At 70.1% G+C, this 12,545-nt stretch carries 22 protein-coding genes; 20 read left to right on the forward strand and 2 right to left on the reverse strand.

All coding sequences use genetic code 11. The annotated features are described in order from the left end of the window. The first annotated feature begins 183 nt into the window (after positions 1–183). The 17 genes from AB0J46_RS48295 to AB0J46_RS48375 all read left to right on the forward strand — a co-directional run bounded on the left by AB0J46_RS48295 (position 184) and on the right by AB0J46_RS48375 (position 10,018). Positions 184–570, forward strand: a complete 387-nt coding sequence (locus AB0J46_RS48295) for a hypothetical protein (protein WP_364343019.1) — start codon at positions 184–186, stop codon at positions 568–570. Positions 571–598: 28 nt separating this feature from the next. Then, positions 599–1,321 carry a hypothetical protein gene (locus AB0J46_RS48300; RefSeq protein WP_364343022.1) on the forward strand — a complete coding sequence of 241 codons (723 nt, stop codon included), beginning with the start codon at positions 599–601 and terminating at the stop codon, positions 1,319–1,321. A 135-nt stretch (positions 1,322–1,456) separates the two neighbouring features. Further along, positions 1,457–1,984, forward strand: coding sequence for a hypothetical protein (locus tag AB0J46_RS48305; protein ID WP_364343025.1), 528 nt, complete (start codon positions 1,457–1,459; stop codon positions 1,982–1,984). A 28-nt stretch (positions 1,985–2,012) separates the two neighbouring features. Further along, on the forward strand, positions 2,013–2,411 hold the full coding sequence (locus AB0J46_RS48310; RefSeq protein ID WP_364343028.1) for a hypothetical protein: 399 nt from the start codon (positions 2,013–2,015) through the stop codon (positions 2,409–2,411). A gap of 59 nt (positions 2,412–2,470) precedes the next feature. After that, the gene (locus AB0J46_RS48315; RefSeq protein WP_364343031.1) at positions 2,471–2,800 is read left to right on the forward strand and encodes a DUF6011 domain-containing protein; all 330 of its coding nucleotides are present in this window, start codon (positions 2,471–2,473) and stop codon (positions 2,798–2,800) included. Continuing rightward, the gene (locus AB0J46_RS48320; RefSeq protein ID WP_364343034.1) at positions 2,797–3,039 is read left to right on the forward strand and encodes a hypothetical protein; all 243 of its coding nucleotides are present in this window, start codon (positions 2,797–2,799) and stop codon (positions 3,037–3,039) included. The genes AB0J46_RS48315 and AB0J46_RS48320 overlap by 4 nt, the downstream gene beginning before the upstream one ends. Next, positions 3,036–3,407, forward strand: coding sequence for a hypothetical protein (locus tag AB0J46_RS48325; protein WP_364343037.1), 372 nt, complete (start codon positions 3,036–3,038; stop codon positions 3,405–3,407). The genes AB0J46_RS48320 and AB0J46_RS48325 overlap by 4 nt, the downstream gene beginning before the upstream one ends. A gap of 89 nt (positions 3,408–3,496) precedes the next feature. After that, a complete protein-coding gene (locus AB0J46_RS48330; RefSeq protein ID WP_364343039.1) occupies positions 3,497–4,816 on the forward strand; it encodes a hypothetical protein in 1,320 nt (439 codons plus the stop codon). Further along, positions 4,813–5,427 carry a hypothetical protein gene (locus AB0J46_RS48335; RefSeq protein WP_364343042.1) on the forward strand — a complete coding sequence of 205 codons (615 nt, stop codon included), beginning with the start codon at positions 4,813–4,815 and terminating at the stop codon, positions 5,425–5,427. Before AB0J46_RS48330 ends, AB0J46_RS48335 begins: the two co-directional genes overlap by 4 nt. Before the next feature lie 66 nt (positions 5,428–5,493). Continuing rightward, positions 5,494–6,111, forward strand: coding sequence for a hypothetical protein (locus AB0J46_RS48340; RefSeq protein ID WP_364343045.1), 618 nt, complete (start codon positions 5,494–5,496; stop codon positions 6,109–6,111). Further along, positions 6,108–6,842, forward strand: coding sequence for a hypothetical protein (locus tag AB0J46_RS48345; protein ID WP_364343048.1), 735 nt, complete (start codon positions 6,108–6,110; stop codon positions 6,840–6,842). Before AB0J46_RS48340 ends, AB0J46_RS48345 begins: the two co-directional genes overlap by 4 nt. Continuing rightward, on the forward strand, positions 6,839–7,447 hold the full coding sequence (locus AB0J46_RS48350; RefSeq protein ID WP_364343051.1) for a DUF6349 family protein: 609 nt from the start codon (positions 6,839–6,841) through the stop codon (positions 7,445–7,447). Before AB0J46_RS48345 ends, AB0J46_RS48350 begins: the two co-directional genes overlap by 4 nt. A 55-nt stretch (positions 7,448–7,502) precedes the next feature. Then, the gene (locus AB0J46_RS48355) at positions 7,503–7,811 is read left to right on the forward strand and encodes a hypothetical protein (RefSeq protein ID WP_364343054.1); all 309 of its coding nucleotides are present in this window, start codon (positions 7,503–7,505) and stop codon (positions 7,809–7,811) included. Further along, complete coding sequence (locus AB0J46_RS48360) at positions 7,808–8,368, forward strand: hypothetical protein (RefSeq protein WP_364343057.1); 561 nt, start codon at positions 7,808–7,810, stop codon at positions 8,366–8,368. The genes AB0J46_RS48355 and AB0J46_RS48360 overlap by 4 nt, the downstream gene beginning before the upstream one ends. Before the next feature lie 53 nt (positions 8,369–8,421). Next, positions 8,422–8,727 (forward strand): HU family DNA-binding protein, encoded by a 306-nt coding sequence (locus AB0J46_RS48365; protein WP_364343060.1) that lies wholly within the window; start codon positions 8,422–8,424, stop codon positions 8,725–8,727. An 84-nt stretch (positions 8,728–8,811) separates the two neighbouring features. Then, positions 8,812–9,321, forward strand: coding sequence for a YkgJ family cysteine cluster protein (locus tag AB0J46_RS48370; protein WP_364343063.1), 510 nt, complete (start codon positions 8,812–8,814; stop codon positions 9,319–9,321). Positions 9,322–9,364: 43 nt separating this feature from the next. Continuing rightward, positions 9,365–10,018, forward strand: coding sequence for a hypothetical protein (locus AB0J46_RS48375; protein WP_364343066.1), 654 nt, complete (start codon positions 9,365–9,367; stop codon positions 10,016–10,018). On the opposite strand, the gene AB0J46_RS48380 is transcribed toward AB0J46_RS48375, so the two are convergent. Beyond that, positions 10,019–10,432, reverse strand: coding sequence for a GntR family transcriptional regulator (locus tag AB0J46_RS48380; protein ID WP_364343069.1), 414 nt, complete (start codon positions 10,430–10,432; stop codon positions 10,019–10,021). A gap of 139 nt (positions 10,433–10,571) precedes the next feature. Here AB0J46_RS48380 and AB0J46_RS48385 point away from each other — a divergent pair, with 139 nt between their 5' ends. After that, positions 10,572–10,724 (forward strand): hypothetical protein, encoded by a 153-nt coding sequence (locus AB0J46_RS48385; protein WP_364343072.1) that lies wholly within the window; start codon positions 10,572–10,574, stop codon positions 10,722–10,724. 47 nt (positions 10,725–10,771) lie between these two features. Continuing rightward, entirely contained in the window at positions 10,772–11,359 is a 588-nt protein-coding gene (locus AB0J46_RS48390) for a hypothetical protein (protein ID WP_364343075.1), read from the forward strand. On the opposite strand, the gene AB0J46_RS48395 is transcribed toward AB0J46_RS48390, so the two are convergent. After that, positions 11,349–11,894: a hypothetical protein gene (locus AB0J46_RS48395; RefSeq protein ID WP_364343077.1), complete on the reverse strand. Its 546-nt coding sequence runs from the start codon at positions 11,892–11,894 to the stop codon at positions 11,349–11,351. The genes AB0J46_RS48390 and AB0J46_RS48395 overlap by 11 nt on opposite strands. 346 nt (positions 11,895–12,240) lie before the next feature. Between AB0J46_RS48395 and AB0J46_RS48400 the strand changes: the two genes are divergently transcribed. After that, positions 12,241–12,534: a hypothetical protein gene (locus tag AB0J46_RS48400; protein ID WP_364343080.1), complete on the forward strand. Its 294-nt coding sequence runs from the start codon at positions 12,241–12,243 to the stop codon at positions 12,532–12,534. Positions 12,535–12,545: the final 11 nt, after the last annotated feature.

The raw sequence follows: 12,545 nt of genomic DNA on the forward strand, positions 1-12,545 counted from the left end.
GTGTTGCACCCCATGATGTCGGTTGGTCGGTTCAAGCGCTCTGTGTTCGTTTTGCGACGCGTCCCGTGTCGTTCCCGGAATCTCTCTCAGACTCATTGCACTCCCGCAATGAGTCTGCGAATCTGATCACCGCACCACCCATGAAACCCGCTGACCAGCGGAAACGCCTACCGAGGAGCGGCTATGATCACTCGGCTCTACACCCGCAACGCACCCCAACTCGCAGTCGGCATCGAGGTCTACCACCTCACCATCCACCTGCCCGGCCAGACGAACCACATGGGCGACATCACCAGCACAGGCGACATCTGGGTCGTGCACTTCAGCGGTGACCGCGCCGACAAAGACGTCTTTGCCCCTGACGCCTTCGACGTCTACGGCGAGAACGACCTGCACGAGGGCGACCAGGCCCCGGCACCAGGTCAGACCCTAGAGGCGTTCCTCGAAGCCGAGCACCAGTACATGACCGACCAGGGCTGGGTGCTGCTCCCTCACGACTTCGGGGTGAGCGAGACCGCCTCCCGGATTATCGCCCGTTCCTACGAGCTGGCCCAGCACGCTATCCGCTAGCCATACCGCTTCCCGAAAAGAGGACCACATGAGCATCCGCTACCAGGCGATCGCCGTCGATGACTCCACCACCTTCGAGCGCGGCCTCGACGGCGCCCCCCTGCCCCCGAACCACCTGGTCGTCGTCGCCGAAGCGCAGGAGCACGCCGAGGACGAGGAGACGACCATCCTCGTGGCGGTGCCTCGCGTCGTCGCCGTCATCGACACCGGCGTGCCGCTCGATGACAAAGGCCCGGACCTGGACGACCTGCTGGACCGCCACGGCTGGAAGTTGACCGGCGACAGCGGCCTGGGCGAAGACGGCGCCAGGCACGAAGTACACGAGGTCGTCCCGGCCGACCCGGACGCCGCGCCGCCCGCGGTCACCTACCGGAACGGGAGCCCGCTGCCGTACTACCTCGCCGGCCGGGCGCGACTCGACGAGAACGGCTCGCTGCGTCCGGCGCTCCTCGTCGCCTCCTTCGCCGCCGCCCAGGCCGAAGGCGCCGCGCACGGCCTCGACGTCACCGGTATCGAACTGCTCCTGATCTCTGCCGTCCGCGCCGCCGTGGACGACAGGCTCACCGCCGAGGGACATGGCCTCGACACTGCCGACACCGCGTGCAAGCAGCGATTGTTCATGATCGCGTGCGACGCGATCGGCAACGCGCTCGACATCATCCGGGAGCGGAAGACCTGCCGCACCTGCGACGCCCGCGCCGTTTCCCGCACTCTCGACGGTCTGCCGACCTGCGCGAACACCAGCCACTAACCGCTAGCGACGACGCAGTCTTGCAAGGCTCGCGTGGACCTCCGTGATCTGAAGCTCTGACCGCACCGCCCGCCCCCTTCTCCCCGAGGTGGCGGCCCCCCGCCCCCGCAACCGAACCAACTCACCTGGAGCCTCATGACAACGACCGCCACCCCCGTCGAACTCGGCGAGGGACTCCTCACTCTCCTCCGGCGCGCCGACACGCACCCTGACCCTCACATCAGCGGCGGCGGCGACACCGTGGCCGACCATCTGCACGCCGCGCTGATCGCGCTGCTGGGCACGCAAGGCTGGGGCCCCGCACAGGCCGCAGACGCGATCGCCGCCGCTCGTCTCAGCGACTGCACTCTCGGCCGCGCGCTGCTCGACCACCAGGAGGGCACCGTCCGCCCGACGACCGTGTCTCGCGCCCAGGCCGAACAGGTGGCCGCCGCGATCGCCCGCCAGTTCGGAGTGCTCGCCGACGAGCCGAAGCTGATGGAGGAGTGGTGGGACGGCCGCCAGTGGTCGATCTACTGGGACGGCCCGCACGAGTGGACCTGCTACGTGCCCGAGGGTGGCCCCTTCGCCGAGTCCGACTGGACGATCCCGGCGTGCGACCTGCCGTCCGGCGTCCGCGTCGAGGCCGTCAACGCCTGCACGCTCACCATCCAGCCCCGCTGACCCGGGCCACCCACAGAAAGGGAGCGTCATGTCCACGATCGTCTGCACCATCGCCGCGGGCGCCGGCCAGTTCGTCATCGAGGAGATCCGCACCGACCTGCGAGGCCGGCACCTCTACTACAGCGAGGCCGCGGCGCTCGACCTGGCCTCAGCCCAGCACCGGCCCGTCACGCTGGTCCGGCTCGACGGCACCCGCGAGCGCCCGGCCGTCGCCTTCGACCCCGATGCGTGCGAGCGGCACGCCTACCGGGGCTACGTCTGCCACGGGCTGTCGATGACGGACGGCCACTTCGTGCCCGAGCCGTTCGAGCAGTGGGTGTCCGCCTTCCGGCGGCACCCGGACTGGCGCGGCATCGACGCGCCCTGGCCCGTCGTGGACGCGCTCGGCACCTACAAGGCCCACCGCGCCGCCGCCCCGGCGGCCTGACACCCGACACCGCGCGGCTCGCCCCAGGGGCCGCGCCCTTCCACAGAGAGGCACCACCGTTGACCATCGCGTCCACGACGCTCACCCCGGGCGTCTACAAGCTCGACGGCCGCCTGTACGCGGTCAAGGACAGCCGCCGCTACAGCGACAAACAGGACGTCAAGCGGCTCGAAGTCCGCAACGGCAAGCTGCACCGCCGCCCGGTCACCCCCACCACGATCGACCGGCTCACGCCCGACCTCCACATCACCCTGGAGGACGCCGTCGCCTTCGGCGAGAAGCACCACTTCTGCTGCATGTGCGGCAGACAGCTCACCGCCGAGACGTCGATCGCCAGGGCGATCGGGCCCAAGTGCGCGAAGAACATCGCGAAGGCGCATGCCGCATGAGCCTCCCCGAAATCTCGCCCCCGCATAGCCCGCCCACGGCCGAGCAGCAGACGTGGGCGTGGGGACCACTTGTCCTGCCACGCGAGAAGAACTGGGCGTGCGGCTGCGCCCCGAACTGCCCCCACCCGTCCGTCGTGGCCCTCATCAGCCACAACCCCGACTGGCGGTACGGGTTGTGCGAGGCCAGCGCCCGCGAGAGCGGCTGCCCCCAGACCCTGCTCGATGAGGCAAAACCGTGAACGCCGGATCGAAGATCATCGGCTACCGCCTCGCCGATGTCCGCCCGTACGGGCCGACCGGCGACGATCTGGAGGTCACCCCTCTGCCCGGCCTGTTCACCGTGCCGCCCTCGAACGTCGCCTCGGTCCTGGGCAGCGACGTCGTCGTGATCGAGTTGCGCCGCGGAGGCCGCTCCAGCGCCGACCCGACCGGACGGCCGCTGCCCAACTGGTGGCACGTCGTCTGCGACGGCGGCCATGTGGAGCTGCCGTGCACGACCTGGCAGAGCGCCGTTCGGGCCCGGGATCGCATCCTGCGGCACGACGAGTGCCCTCATGACCACCGGGTGATCACCCGCCACCCCGACGTGATCGCCATTCTCCGCTAGCGAAACCGCCAGCACCCTTCGTGCGGGCTGGCCCAGCACCGCCGGGCCAGCCCGGCCAATCCCGAAACACAGCACGAAAGGCACCACGCATGATCCTTCCCCCGATCGACCGGCCCAAGACCGGCCGCGCCGCCGACATGACCGATGAGGAATGGGCCGCCTGGCGCGGCCAGCAGCTCATGGGCAACTCCTGGGCCGCCGCCTCCTGCCAGGTGACCGCCGCCGAGATCCGCGACAACCCGGCCGTCCTGGACGAGTTCCGGCTGTACGCCGCCCAGTTCCCCCACTACAACCGGCACACCTTCGCCAACGCGATGCGTCTGTACGCCCAAGACCCGGACGCGACCCGCGTGCAGGGCGAGAAGTGGTGGAGCGGCGAAGGCCGCCAACTGCGTGAGGGCGCCGTCCCGCTCTGGATCGAATCCCTCTACCAGGGCACCCGCCGCGAGCAGCGGGAGAACCCGGACACCGGCGAAACCGAGGAGGTCACCCGCCGCCGCCGTCGCGCGATGGTCGGCACGGCCGTCTACGACGTCTCCCAGACGGTCCCCAAGGACGGCGTCACCTGCATCCTGTGTCGCACCGAAGGGCCGCAGGACTGCCCGCCCACCTGCCCCGTCTATCTCCCGGAGTCCGGGCGCATCCCCTCACGCAGCGACGTCCTCGTCGAGGCGGCCACCCAGCTGAAGGAGATCGGCGGCCTCGACATCGAGGAAGTCCTCAGCCAGCTCGGCACCGACCCCTACCGTGACGGCGACCACGTCCACGGCACCAACAGCTTCGTCTTCAGCGTCCCCCGGCTCCGCGGCAAGGGCACCCGGTCGTTGCGGGCACACGTCTCCCACGACGAGCGGGGCCGCACCCGCTACGCCGTCGTCCGCGTCGGCGTCTTCTGGATCGGCCTCGACAGCCTGGAATACGACCGCGCCGCCTACGGGGGGAACCGCCGCCGCAACGCCCTGCGCGTCCAGTACGGCGACGCCCGCGACGGCGAGGACTGCCACAACCGGGACGGCAGCCGGGCCAGGCCCGGCGCCCCCACCGTCAACGGCGTCACCCTGGCCGGTGACGGCACCTACAACGCCGACGACATCACCAAGGACGGCACGTCGGGTCCCTGGGTTGGCCGCCCCGGCCGCTACTCCTCGGGCAGGGTGCCCGAGAAAACCGAGCAGGCCGTCCGCCGCATCGTCTACAACCTGACCCAGCACTGGCTGAGGCAGCCCGGCCTGGACGAGCTGCGCGCCGCGCACGACCGGCATCACGCCCCCTCGCGCAAGGCTGGCCACGACCGTCGCGTGGAGCGGCTGCGTGAGCAGGTCGGCCAGCTCGCAGCCGAGCTGGCCGAGCAGGAGGAAGCCGCCGCCGTCCAGGCCGCGCTCGTCAAGGCCGCGGGGGAGGGGGCATGAACGTGGCCCGGCCCCCGCAGCTCGCTGACGAGCCGCTGTGGCGAGGTGTCATCGTCCCCAAGATCACCTTGTGCCATCTCGACGGCACGCCGATCCTCGGCGAGGTCGACCAGAGCATCGTGGGCGACTTCCTCGCAAGCCAGCAGTGCCAGCTCTGCGGCAAGGAGATCAGCAGTCCGCGCGGCACCGCCGTGGTGATGGCACGCCCGGGGGACCTCGACCGGGGCCTGGTCAACGAGCCCGCCCAGCATCGGTGGTGCGCCAACTACAGCGTCCAGGTGTGCCCGATGCTGTCAGGCCGCCTCGACCAGTACCGGACCACGGCACGCTCCGATCGGGATCGGTGCGGGGACCCGCGCTGCCACTGCGCCACCTGGGATCCGCTGCCGATGGCGCTGCGAGCCGGCCAACCGGCCGACCCCTGGTACGCGGTGCAGTTCCCGATGGCGGACTACCGCGTGGACACCATCGCGCTCCCGGGCGGGGCCGTCATGACCGGCGTGTCGCTCACCTACCCGCGCAACCCACGCATCCGGCTCGTCACCCCTGGCAGGCCCGGACCCGACGACCTGAACCTCATCGACCGGCTCGGGCTGCCCACCCCTGTCTGACCGTTGACCACCGGCGTGCGGCGGCCGACCAGCCGCCGCACGCCCCCTCACCCTTCGAGGAGACCAATGGAGCGCAACCTGCCTCCCATACCGCTACAGATCGCGGCACTGCCCCAAGATCGCGGCTTCCCTGTCCCGTGGGTCGCCGAGTGGAACAGCCGCACCCAAACCGTCGCCGTCGACGAGCAGTTCGGCCGGATGCTGGCCTGCGACTGCGCCCCCGGCCAGGGACGAGCCACCCTCGGCGTGAACTGTGCCGTCCGGCAGCGCGAAGCCATGCGTGACCGCCTGTGCGGCACCTGCGGCACAGCGATCATCGGCCCCATGGCCATGGTCGGCACGCGCGACATGCCCTACAGCGTCGAACCGGGCCTGCACCTCGACTGCGCGGTCTTCTCCCTGCTGGCCTGCCCAAGACTCGTGCATGCGGGCGGCCGGGCCGGGCTCGTGGTCATGGACCGCTACACCCTCATGGAAGACCGCATCCTCGGCGTGAACCCTGACCGGACACTCATCCGCCACATGCTGCCGCCCCTCCTCGGCGCGATCTCCGGGGGCGTCCTGGCCTACCTCGTCGCCATCATCCCCAGCACCGCGCAGCGCTTTCGCGCCACGGACTGGCTGGACGCCAACCGCCACATCCTGACCAGCCCTTCGCCTACCCCCTTGGAAGGACACCGATGACCTCGCAGCACTCGCTCGCCGACCTCGGCCAGCTCACCGGCCGACCGCGTGAGTCTCTCGTCGAGGAGGTTCTCCCTGGCCTGCCCGTCAAGGTTCACGGCCTGCTCCGCGCCAACGGCGTGCACACCCTCGGCGACCTGCTCGACCGGGGAGAAACGGGCCTAGCCGAGATCCCCCAGTTCGGTGCCGTCGCGTTGGAGGCCGTCAAGCAGGCGCTCGGCCGCATCCTGCCGTCCCTGGTCACCCCGCAGGAAGCGGCTCACACGCTGCGTGGTCTCCTGGACCGCGAAGAGCTGTTCACCCGCCTCCACGCCGACGGCAGCAGCCTCGACGTGCGGTCCGGCCGGGCGAGAGAGTTCCCCTCGGGGCCGATCACGCACGTCATCATCGAGGCCAGCCTGCTGGGGCCCGCGTACGTGATCGCGCCGCCGCCGCTGCCCGGCCGCGACGCCGGCCCGTCCCGCGTTACCCACCACGTAGGCGAGGCCGTCACCTGGATCTGCTCGCAGACGCTGTACCCGTACGAGTGCCTGATGGACTGCGGAAACCCGGCCGGGGTGGGCTGTACCCCGGCCTGCCAGTCCTTCCCGGATGACCGGTACACGCCGCCACCGGCCGAGGAGAACGCGGACCATGGCGGGCTGTTCGCCGACGAGCCGCCTTTCCCCGACGACCCGTGGGCGACCGCCGCGCAGGACCGTCAGCACACCGTTCCGGACGGCCCAGCGTGACCGGCCACGACAGCGAGCCGCGCGGCGCGATCGCCCGCCACCTGCACTACCGCTCCCTCACCCACCGGCCCACCGGGGTCTGGGCGATCTACATCACCCATCCCGGCAACGTGCTCGGCCAAGCCCACGCGCCGCTGGTCCCCGCCGAGGAGCACCTGCCGACCGTGCTGTTCCAGTCCGGCGTCTCCCCGCGCCGCTTCCTCGGAGCGTGCCTGGGCTGCACCTGGGAGAGCGAGCGGGAATTCGGGCACGTGCTCCTGGCCGTCGAGGCCGCCCACGATCACACCCACCCTGGGTGGCGGGCGCTGCCCGCCGTGCACCCCCGCCCGAAGTCAGGGCCGGCCAAGCAGTGGATCAGACAGGTCACAGCCGCCTACCCGGCAGGCTGGTTCGCCCGCGGCGGTCCGATCCTGACCATCCGCGCCGACCGCGCCGACCGCATGCCGCTGCCCCACAGGGCGCCCGGCGGCCGCGGATACGACCTGCCCGCTCTCCCTCCCGCGCACGCGTCCGTGCCCGCCACCCCCGCCCCCTCACCCACAGCCTCGCCCCTCATCCCCGCCCTCGAAGGGAGAACCCCTCATGCCCGACTCCACGCTGCCTGATAGCCCTCCTCCGGCGCGACGCCGGCGACGCAGGAACAACCCCATCAGCCACGGCATGCTGATCCGGGCCCTCGTCGGGATCGCCGCCGAGCATCCCGGCCGCACCGGCGCCTCCCCCCACCGCAGGCAGCAGGAACCGCACGCCTGCATCGCGGTCGCCCTGTTGCAGACGCAGGGTGTCACCGTCGAGGACCTGCCGTCCGGCTGCGACATCCAGAACGCACCCAACCGTGTCAGGCACATGTTCACGCCCGGCGCGCGCTGGCTGCTCAAGCGCCTGCACCAGGCCAACCACCGCGGCACGCCGTGGGGTGACCTGCCCGACTTCGCCGAGCGCCTGTTCGCCGCTCAGGAGCGGCCGTGAGAGGCCACGTGGTCGGCATGCACCTCGGCCTGCCGACCTCCCACGTCGCCATCACCACCGACTACGGCATCACCGTCCACCGCTGCACCCCCTCGGCGGGCTACGGTCCGTCGACGCCTGAGCTGATCCGTCGCCATCACTGGATGGCGCGCGACATCGGGCTCACCGTCGCCCAGTTCAACCCCGTCCTCGTCGTGGTCAACCAGCCCGGCGAGCAGGACGGCAGCAATCGGTGGGACAGCCACGGCCTGTGGTGGCACGTCGTCAAGGACCTGGTCGGCGACCTGCGGCCGATCTCGGTGATCGACGACGACACGGCGTTCACGTACGCCACCGGCGTCAACCGGGCCACAGACCCGCTGCCCTTCGAGGACACCGTCTTGGCGCGGTTGACCGACCGCTACGGCCAAGAGCGCAGGCTGACCAGCGGCCAGGCCGCGGCCCTGATCCGCGCCGCGATGGGCGCCGACCACCTTGGCCACCCCGTCGCCCCCGTGCCTGCCAGACATCGCGCCGCGCTCGACTCCGTCGAACGCTGGGCTGAGGTCTGGCGCTAACCGCTAGCAGCACCGCTAGCGTATTACCGATCAACAACGTGAAGGGATCACACATGGCCACCATCACGAACAAGCCCATGGGCAAGACCGAGCTGATCGCCGCCATCGGCGAACTGATCGGCAACCGGGAGATGGCCGCCGACGCGGTCGCCGCCCTCATCGGCGTCATCACCCAGCAGGCCGCCGCCGGCCGCGAGGTGCGGATCACCGGGCTTCTCAGCATCAAGCCGCACCTGCTGCCTGCGCGCACCTTCCGCAACCCCAAAACGGGCGACGAGGTCCAGCGGCAGGCCCGGTGGAGCGTGAAGGTGAAGGTCGGCAGCGAGCTGGAGACCGCGGCCGCCTCACGCAAGCCGTAGCAGCCCCGAGCAGCGTGGGCGGGGCGACGCCGCCCGGCCCACGCCCGCTTCCCCCTCCCGGAGAACTTGATGAGACGTTCCGACATGGACGCCAGGCTGGCCGACCTGTACGCGCAGGTACCGCAGCCCAACTGCAAAGGGCTGTGCGCTGACTCGTGCGGCCCGATCGACATGAACGCGCGCGAGCGGCAGCGCATCCGCGCCCGCGGCGTCACCATCCCGCACCATGACGACCAGCTAGACCAGGCGGCGCGTGAAGGCGATTACACCTGCCCCGCCCTCAAGGATGAGCGCTGCTCCGTCTACGCCGACCGCCCGATGATCTGCCGCCTGTGGGGGGCCGCCGAAGCAATGGCCTGCCCCCACGGCTGCCGGCCTGAAGGCGGACTGCTATCCGACGGGCACGGCTCCATGCTCCTGTATGAGTCACTGGCCCTCGGCGCGGCCGACGCCGACGTGATCGAGCAGCGCCGACGCCAGCTGCAGCAGCGGTTCGCCGACGCCGAGTTCCGCCGGGCGTATCGGGAGTTCGTCCGCCGCCCCACACGGCTGCCCTCCACTCAGCGTCAAGGCGGCCAGGCGGCCAGCGGATAGGTCTACGATCATCGGGATACCCCTCCCGAGCGAAGGCCCCGCCATGACCGACCCTGTACGGCGTCCCGAGTGGTACAGCTCGGCGCAGCTTGACGCCTACCAGCTCGACCCCCGGCGCGGCTCGGTGCGCAAGACGGTGCTCGTGGCAGGGGAGCGGATCGGCAGCATCGAGCCTATACGCAGCGATGCGACCGGCGCCGTTGTCGGCTGGAAGGCCCGCAGGCTGTCCGGTTTGACGGTTCCCCGCGCGTCCACTCGGTACGCGCGGGTGCAGGGAGAGGCCGTGCAGGACCTGATCGCCGACCTGCACGGCCGATGGCAGGACCAGCAGTCGCGGCCAGTTTCCGAACAGGATGCGGACGCGGGGCTCAAGCCGCCGCTGGCGCAGGAAGAACGCTCGGAGCTGCTGCGCCGCTACACCGAGGACCTGGACAGCACCGTGCCCGAAATCGCGGCCGACTTCGACGTGAGCACGGCCACCGTCTACCGGCTCGCGTCCGACGCCGGCGTCCACCGGCCCAACCGGCGGGGCCAGGGCCGATTGCCGAAGGTCAGGCTGACGGACGAGCAGATGGCGGACCTGCGCGCCTCGTACCCGACCGCCGAGTCTACGGTGGACATCGCCTGCAGACTCGGCATCAAGGTGGAGGAGCTCGCACGGATCGCGAGCCGGGAGGGTCTGCGCCGCCCCAGGTAGTTAGCGGGGCGGGATCTCCAGCCTCGTTCGGTTGGCTGGGAGCACGCGCTCTTGGCCGTCCTCCTCGACCACCAGGACGGGCACGCCTTGCGCGGGCAGTCCGAGGTCGCGCCGCTCGTCCGGCGTCGGCATGCGCGCGTGGACGAAGGCCGGGCCCTCCAAGACGACGGTCTGGCGCTCGACCTGCGCCGAGACGAAGCTGCCGACGCCCTTGCGGGACTCGATGAGCCCTTCGCCGCGCAGTTCGGCGAGAGCGTCCTCCACCGTGGCGACGCCCACGCCGTACTCGGCCGCCATGCGGTGCAGGGATTGCAGCTTGTCGCCCGGCGCGAGAGCGCCTGCACGGATCTTTTGGCGCAGTGCGTCGGCGAGCTGCTTGAACAGCGGGCGATCAGCTGTGTGGTCCAAGGTCACATCGCGATGACATCAGGGCTATAGCGCCGTTCCCCCTTAGCGTCTTAGCGCTTAAGCGCTAAGGTTGCGCTTTAATGGCTTTCCGAAACCCGGGGGCCCATCTACCCGTGGGCGCCCCCAGCGTGACGAGGACGAAAAGATGGCATACGGCTGGGGACCAGAAGAAGAACTCATCCGCCTGGAAGACGCGCTGGCCGAGATCAGCAACAGGCAGCGGCTATGCATGCTCCCGGAGGCGGGGGAGGTGGATCCGCAGGGCGTGCGCCTCAGCGAAGAGCTGGAGGTGCAGTGATTGACCGCACCGCCGCGGGCATGCCCGTCCCGGCGATTCTCGCCAGGATGGCGGAGGCGGTCTATCAGCAGCTGATCTTCAGGCGGCACGCAGGATCCGAAGGTGGGATGCGCCTGGAGCACGTCAACGTCAATCCCCGCACGGACTGGCGGCGCGGCATCCTCCTGGGCCGCGTTCACGACACGATGCGCGGAGACCCGATGTGGCGCATGCTCAACCACAAGCGGCAGTGGACGATGATGCGGAAGAACCTCTGCCAGGTGTGCCGGAGATCAGCGGTGATCCCGGAGACGGGCAGGATCTCCTACGTCGTCACGAAGACCAACTTCGTCGCCAGCGAGGTAGATCGACTGACCAACGCGCCGCCCACCTGCCGCGACTGCATCCGACTGTCCCTACAGTGGTGCCCGCAGCTCCAGAACTCCAGCACGGCCTACACGGTGGGCCGGACAGACCCCGCCGGCGTTCTGGCGGACCTGTTCCGGCCCGGCGTGCTCGGCCCGGTGAGGGAGGCCAAGAACGTGTTCGTCGGCTGGGACGAGTTCGCCAGGCACCCGGTCGCGCTCGCCAAGCAAATGGTCGTGCACCTGGTGGACATGCAGGCGGCCGACCTGCCGCTTGCCGTTACGCGCTGATCGAGGCCGAGGCGGTGCCCGACCCTCGGATTCCCCTGCGGCTCATCCAGACATTGAGCGCGGTGTTGACGATGCGCTCGGGGCCGTCGCCGGTGAGCTCCCACACCGCGGTGAGACGGGCATCGGTCAGCGGGTCGAGCCTGGTGCCGATTTTCGGCGGCTCTTCCCGCCTGACTCCTCTCGGGCTGCGGCTTCTGCGGTCCTGCGTCGTGGGAGCCGCGCGGCGGGGCCGGTCCTCCGGGCGGGGGATCGGGAGGTCGCGGGGGACGTCGAGGGCGTCAGCGTAGGCGTTGATGGCCTGGATCACGATCGGCTGCGGCCCCAGCTGATAGCGCTGATGGGCGGCGGTGAGCCTGTCATTCATCTCGGGTGTGGTGCGCACCGTGAGCCGGTACAGGTCCTTCGGGGCCGTGCGCCGCGCGACTGGCGTTTTCGCTTGCGCGTTGGATGTGACCGGCTTGCGTCTGGGAGCGTCAACGACGGCGAGCTGGCGAGCGTCCGGCTCTTGCTGAGACTTCGCGGCTTTCCTGGCCATCGAGGGGTGTCGCCTCCGTCGGGTTGCGGGTCACGGTCGGCTCCAGTCTTCTGCCGATGCGGAATTTTCGCAACTGCGGCACACCTTCCGCTAGCGGAACCGCAATCAAAACCCCTGGTCAGAACCCAACACCCCCAGAACCTCTCAGAGCGTCGCTCACGCGCAAACTCCCCACCCCCGAAGGATCACCCCCCATCGCGGGAGAACCGCGCTCACACGCACCTCTCAAACACTCTCAGAGTCATTGCAACCTCGCACCGACTCTTGACATAGTGATCAACCCACCCCCCGACGCACCTCACAACGACCGCTAGCGTGACCGCTAGCACACCTGAAACGGAGCCACATGAACGACATCATGCGCACCCTCCTCGGCGAACTCCCAGCGGACACCGCCGCCGACCGCATGACCCTCAAGCACCTCGTCACCCAGCAGATCACCTGCCCCAAGACCGGCGTCGTCCTGGATGTCCGCCAGGCTGTCGCCTTCACCCTGCGCGCCCACAACGGCGCCCACGCCGGCTACCGGGCCGTCGACGCCGCATGGTGGGACACCAACCGTGCCACCTTCGACGACCTGGCCGCCGAGACGAACACCACCGTCGAAACCCTCGACGGTCGCACGCTGTTCACCGACTAACCAGGCCACAC

Origin of the sequence: Nonomuraea sp. NPDC049758 (assembly GCF_040674635.1) — a bacterium.
Taxonomy (GTDB): domain Bacteria; phylum Actinomycetota; class Actinomycetes; order Streptosporangiales; family Streptosporangiaceae; genus Nonomuraea.

What these genes read in the sequence shown, in the direction of transcription:
- AB0J46_RS48295 (WP_364343019.1), top strand. Translation starts at nt 184, where the DNA reads ATGATCACTCGGCTCTACACCCGCAACGCACCCCAACTCGCAGTCGGC.
- AB0J46_RS48300 (WP_364343022.1), top strand. Translation starts at nt 599, where the DNA reads ATGAGCATCCGCTACCAGGCGATCGCCGTCGATGACTCCACCACCTTC.
- AB0J46_RS48305 (WP_364343025.1), top strand. Translation starts at nt 1,457, where the DNA reads ATGACAACGACCGCCACCCCCGTCGAACTCGGCGAGGGACTCCTCACT.
- AB0J46_RS48310 (WP_364343028.1), top strand. Translation starts at nt 2,013, where the DNA reads ATGTCCACGATCGTCTGCACCATCGCCGCGGGCGCCGGCCAGTTCGTC.
- AB0J46_RS48320 (WP_364343034.1), top strand. Translation starts at nt 2,797, where the DNA reads ATGAGCCTCCCCGAAATCTCGCCCCCGCATAGCCCGCCCACGGCCGAG.
- AB0J46_RS48330 (WP_364343039.1), top strand. Translation starts at nt 3,497, where the DNA reads ATGATCCTTCCCCCGATCGACCGGCCCAAGACCGGCCGCGCCGCCGAC.
- AB0J46_RS48335 (WP_364343042.1), top strand. Translation starts at nt 4,813, where the DNA reads ATGAACGTGGCCCGGCCCCCGCAGCTCGCTGACGAGCCGCTGTGGCGA.
- AB0J46_RS48340 (WP_364343045.1), top strand. Translation starts at nt 5,494, where the DNA reads ATGGAGCGCAACCTGCCTCCCATACCGCTACAGATCGCGGCACTGCCC.
- AB0J46_RS48345 (WP_364343048.1), top strand. Translation starts at nt 6,108, where the DNA reads ATGACCTCGCAGCACTCGCTCGCCGACCTCGGCCAGCTCACCGGCCGA.
- AB0J46_RS48355 (WP_364343054.1), top strand. Translation starts at nt 7,503, where the DNA reads ATGCTGATCCGGGCCCTCGTCGGGATCGCCGCCGAGCATCCCGGCCGC.
- AB0J46_RS48365 (WP_364343060.1), top strand. Translation starts at nt 8,422, where the DNA reads ATGGCCACCATCACGAACAAGCCCATGGGCAAGACCGAGCTGATCGCC.
- AB0J46_RS48370 (WP_364343063.1), top strand. Translation starts at nt 8,812, where the DNA reads ATGGACGCCAGGCTGGCCGACCTGTACGCGCAGGTACCGCAGCCCAAC.
- AB0J46_RS48375 (WP_364343066.1), top strand. Translation starts at nt 9,365, where the DNA reads ATGACCGACCCTGTACGGCGTCCCGAGTGGTACAGCTCGGCGCAGCTT.
- AB0J46_RS48385 (WP_364343072.1), top strand. Translation starts at nt 10,572, where the DNA reads ATGGCATACGGCTGGGGACCAGAAGAAGAACTCATCCGCCTGGAAGAC.
- AB0J46_RS48390 (WP_364343075.1), top strand. Translation starts at nt 10,772, where the DNA reads ATGGCGGAGGCGGTCTATCAGCAGCTGATCTTCAGGCGGCACGCAGGA.
- AB0J46_RS48395 (WP_364343077.1), bottom strand. Translation starts at nt 11,894, where the DNA reads ATGGCCAGGAAAGCCGCGAAGTCTCAGCAAGAGCCGGACGCTCGCCAG.
- AB0J46_RS48400 (WP_364343080.1), top strand. Translation starts at nt 12,241, where the DNA reads ATGAACGACATCATGCGCACCCTCCTCGGCGAACTCCCAGCGGACACC.